The organism is Actinomyces urogenitalis DSM 15434, from assembly GCF_000159035.1.
Classification (GTDB): Bacteria; Actinomycetota; Actinomycetes; order Actinomycetales; family Actinomycetaceae; genus Actinomyces; species Actinomyces urogenitalis.
This window is the reverse complement of the sequence record NZ_DS999575.1, coordinates 427,168-431,881: the sequence shown is the minus strand read 5'-3', so window position 1 is coordinate 431,881 and position 4,714 is coordinate 427,168. Positions and strand designations below refer to the sequence as shown.

Genomic DNA, 4,714 nt, shown 5'->3' with positions numbered 1-4,714 from the left:
GTGAGCTGCTGCGGGGCGGGCGGGGTCTGAACGGTGAACGTGATGCGCGCGTCGTCGCCGGGCGTGGCGGCGTCCTTGCCCTTGGCCCACTGCGTGCCGTTCCAACGGAACGAGAACGTCTTGGTAGTGCCGGTGGCAGAGGTGGCGTTCGCCTTGAAGAAGCCAGCGACGGTGCCCACGGTGGTGAGCTTCGTGTTGTCAGCCACGGTGTCGGCGATCTTCACGCCGGGGACCGTGATCTTGAGCCAGGAGTTCTCGCCCTCGGTGACGCCGGACGCCTGCACGGCGGCCTTGAGCTTGGCGTAGGTGTCAAGCGAGGCAGCGTCCTTCAGGCCGAAGGTGATCGTGACCTTCTGGCCCTCGGCCTTCACGTCGGTGACCTCGAAGGTGTTCTTCAGGGTGTCCTCGCCCGTGACCGGATCCGTGGTGGTCACCTTGGCCTTGTCGAGGCCCTCGGGCAGGGACATGCCCTCGGGCAGGGTCATCGTGGCGGTAAAGCCGAAGCCCTTGATGTCCACGGCGATGGTGCTGCCGTCCGGGTTGCCGAACTGGTTCTCGATGCCCCCCATCTGGCCCTTGATGCCGGTGATGTTCACCGCGCCGGTGAGGTCGATGCTCGTGCCGGCGAAGGCCGGGTATGCCTCCTCGTGCTCGGTGTTGGCGCCGGAGAGGATGTCCGACGGAAGGTCGAGATCCAACGGGCTCGGCGTGGCGAGGGTGAGCTGGATAGTGCTGAGATCGGCGGCCAGCTTGTCCTTACCGTCCTCGATCTGCGCGCCCGTCCAGATGAAGGAGAAGTCCTTCTCGGTGCCGGCGGCCGAGGTGGCCACAGCGTCGAAGGTACCGGTGACCGTGCCGACCGTGGTCAGCGTGGCGCCGTCCGCGACGTCCTCGTTCACGGTGATGCCCGGGACGGTGAGCTTCATGGTGTCGGCGAGCAGGTTCACGGCATCGTGCAGCTGCTTGTAGTTGGTGATGCCGTCCTTGAGCGCGAAGGTCACGGTGACGCTCTTGCCGTCGGTGGCGGGCGTCACCTCGCTCACGCTGAAGGTGTCCGCGAACCCGGTGGGGACCACCGTGGCTGCGGAAAGGTTCGCGGGGAGCGTCAGCCCCTCGGGCACCGTGAAGGTGGCCGTGAACGCAGAGGAGAGATCGCTGAGCCTGATCGAGGAGAGGTCCGACGGGTTGCCGAACTGGGCCTCGATCGCGGCCATCTGCGTCTTCACCGTCTTGGCGTCGATCGTGCCGGTGAGGTTGATCTTGTCACCCTGCTGAACACCAGCAGCCTCACCATTCGTCGTGTTGGTACCGACCTGCTTCTGCTGCTCCTCGGTGGCGTTCGCCGGCTGCACGTACACGAGCATGTCGGCGGGCAGCGAGGCCTCAAACGGCTTCTTCACGAGGATGGTCTGCTGGATGGTGGTGTCGTCCTTGGCACGGAAGTCCCTGCCGGCAGCGATCTGCGTACCGTTCCAGCTGATGTTGAAGCGGACCGCGTCGTCGGCGGTGGTGTTCGCAACCGAGGTGAACGTGCCCGTGACAACACCGGTGACGGTGAGCTCGTCGCCGTTCTTCACGGCGTTACCGTCCAGGCTGAACCCAGGGATCTCGAGCGTGATCTGATCAGTGATGGGGCTCGTGCCCGCCATGCGGAACGCGGTCTGCGTGCCCGTGGCTCCCACGGCGGCCTTGAGTTCCTCATAGCTCGTGTAGGCCTTCTTGAGCCCGAAGTTCACCGTGACCTCCTGGCCATCCACGGATGCGGACTTAACCTCGAAGAGGTCGCCGAGGCCGGTGGCCGTGACCTGGTCTGCCGCGAGGCCCTTCGGCGCGACGACGCCGTCGGGCAGCGTCAGTGTGGCGGTGAAGGTGGACGCAGTGCCCGTGAGATTGATGTCGGCGGGCTTGGCCTTCGGGAAGCGACCCTCGATGGCCGTCATCTGCTGCTTGATGGTGGAGACATCCACCGCGCCGGTCAGGCTGAAGGAGTCCTTGCCGTCAGCGAGTACCTTGAGGGCAGATTTGCTGTCCTTCTGACCAGGCTTGGACTCTCCCCACAGGTCGGCGGGGAGCTTGGTCTCGAGGTCCATCGCAGGGGTGCTCGTGTCGGGCGTCCAGGCGAGGTAGTAGGTGGTATCGGCCGTGAAGGCTGGGTCGGCGCCGGGCGTCGTCCAAATGAAGACCTTCGTGTCATCAAACCGAAGCTTAGAGCCTTCCCCATCAGACGCCGTGCTCCACTGCGTGGAGCTCCCCAGCTTCGAGCCAGCCTTCGTCGCCGCGGCGGCCGTCGGCGTGATCTGGCCGCGCGCGAAGCTGCCGAGCACTTCGGAAAGCTTCTGGTTGTAGGTCGCGCCCTTCGTGATCACCGCGACCTCGCCGCCGAGCACGGGATCGGTCTCAATGGTGAAGATATCGGGGTTCTTCTTGAACACGCTGTCGGCACCGAAGGTGCCGCCGTTGGCGGAGAAGGCCACGCGGTAGGTGTCGGTGTCGAACTGGGCGTACACGTCGATCTGGGTGATGTCGCCCGTGAAAGCAAGCGTGGAGCCCGCGGCGATCTCATCGCTTGAGGCACCGGAGGCCGCCGTCCACTTCGTGAAGGTCTTGCCGGCGATCGCAAACTCCGAGTTGGCCTTGACCACCTCGTCATAGGAGAGCGCAGTGGCCGAGTCCTCGGACGCAGCGATGTTCTGGATGTAGTCCACACCGTTGCCGTTGTGGTAGATGACCGTCTTCGACTCCCACTTGGCATAGACGTCGGTGTCGGCGTCGAACTGGGTGGTAGCGAAATCGAAGGCGTACTCCGCACCGGCGGCGTCCTTGTAGAACCAGCCGAGGAACTTCACGCCGGCCGAGTCCGTGGGCGTGCCAACATCGACCGTACCCGCCACGAAGCCGAGCCGGTAGCCGCGCACGGTGCTCTGGGTCTTGTCCTTCGTCGTGCCGTCGGCGAACTTCGCGTTGCCGTTGTTCAGCTTGAACGTAACCTTGGCCGCCGGGGCGAACACGTACTTGTTGCCATCAGGCGAGCCGTTGGCCACCTGGTACTCGTAGCGCACGCCGTTCTTGTTGATGGGGTTGAACGAGCCCAGCGAGGCGTCGGCGAGCGTGAAGTAGGAGAGCATCTCGTCGCCGTTGGCCGCGCCGTTGGTGGGCGTGGTGATGGCGGCGTTGAAGCTCGGGTCGTAGGTGACGTAGAACGAGCCGCCCGTGACCACATACGAGCCGCCAGTGCTGCGGTCGGCGCCGCCGTTGTCGTAGGTCTTGTTCTTGTGGTCGGTGATCACCTGGCTGTTGCCGCTGAAGGTGATGCTTGAGGTGCCGCGTGTGCCGTAGGACGGGTAGGTGTCGATGTTCGAGGTCTCGAGCGTGGAGTCGACAAAGTTGACATGGGCGCTATTGGAGTTGATGTTGAGGCCGCCGCCGTCACGCCCAAGCATGTCCTTGCCGATGCTGTTCTTGATGACGATCTTCGACCCGCCCGTCACGTTGAACGACTTCGAGCCGCTCGCGACTGAGATGCGGCCGCCGTCTGCCGTGAGCGTGGAGCCGTTCGCGATGGTCGGATCGTTCGCGAAGGTGATGGCCTGGCGGTAGGCGGACGCGGCCGTCGCCTTGTTGATGTAGAGGTCGGAGTGGTCGAGCGAGAAGGTCCGACCGTTGTTAATGTAGAACCAGGTCTGCGTCGTGGTCAGCGAGGCGTTCTTCATCGGGGCGAGGGCGTAGTGCTCCGGCCCGTTCGTCGTCGCTGTCGCCGTGATCGTCGCGTTCGTGATCGAGCCGTTCTGCAGGTCGGCACCGCTCGTGCCTGTGGCGTTGATAGCCACGCTTGAGCGGTCCGCGGACCCCTCGATCACACCGCCGTTGAGGTTGAGGGCACGGTTGCCGCCGCTGATGGTATACGTGCCGTCGATGAGCTTCGCACCGGCGTTCATCTGAATCGCAACGTTGAACCCGGTCATCGTGAGCGTGTTCGCACCCGCCGTGAGGGTGGCGCCGTTCGCGAGCGTGATGCCGCTGGCGTTCGTCGCAGCCGCGATCGTGGTGTTCCCGGCGATCTTGAGCGTGACGCCCGACGGGATCGTGACGTTGGTCCAGCCCGTGAAGTCACCGGAGAGGTTGATCGTGGCGATGCCCGGGTTCGCCGTCTGGACCTCGAGCGCCTTCTTCATCGTCGCAAGGGCCTGGTCGGCAGACGAGCCATCATTGTCGTCGCTGCCCGTGGAGCTCACCCAGATCTCGGTGATCGCAGCGGGATCAGCGACGGCGTCAGCGCCCGCATCCTTCTCAGCGACGGCGGCTGGCGGCGCTGCCTGGGCAGGCGAGCTGTCAGCGTCAGTCTCGGCCGGTGCAGCCGGCTCGACCGCGGGGTCTCCGGCGTCAGCCTCCCCTTGAGAGGCGTCAGCTGTAGACGTAGCAGGGACCGGGTCAGTGTCTGCGAACGCTGCGGCGCCGGGGAACGCCATGCCTAGGGACACCAGTGTGGCAGCTAGTGCAGAGATGATCCGCTTTGGACGGGTTGAACGTTGCATCACGAGTCTCCTCTGGGAGGTCTTCAACTCCTGATGGTACCAAGCAAGGTCATGGAGAATACATGCCGTTTATTCAAGAACATGTGCTCCAGGAGCATGACTCTGCCAACACTCCAGAGTCTGGGCGAGAGCCATCCAGATGGCCCTGCCACGACGGCTCAAGCGCCATCCGACGGTCAAGA

General features: G+C 64.5%; 1 protein-coding gene. It reads right to left on the bottom strand.

The window, feature by feature from the left end:
• On the bottom strand, positions 1-4,232 hold a 4,232-nt coding region (locus HMPREF0058_RS12770), incomplete at its 3' end, for a hypothetical protein (RefSeq protein WP_211205893.1).
• Between the last annotated feature and the right edge of the window lie 482 nt (positions 4,233-4,714).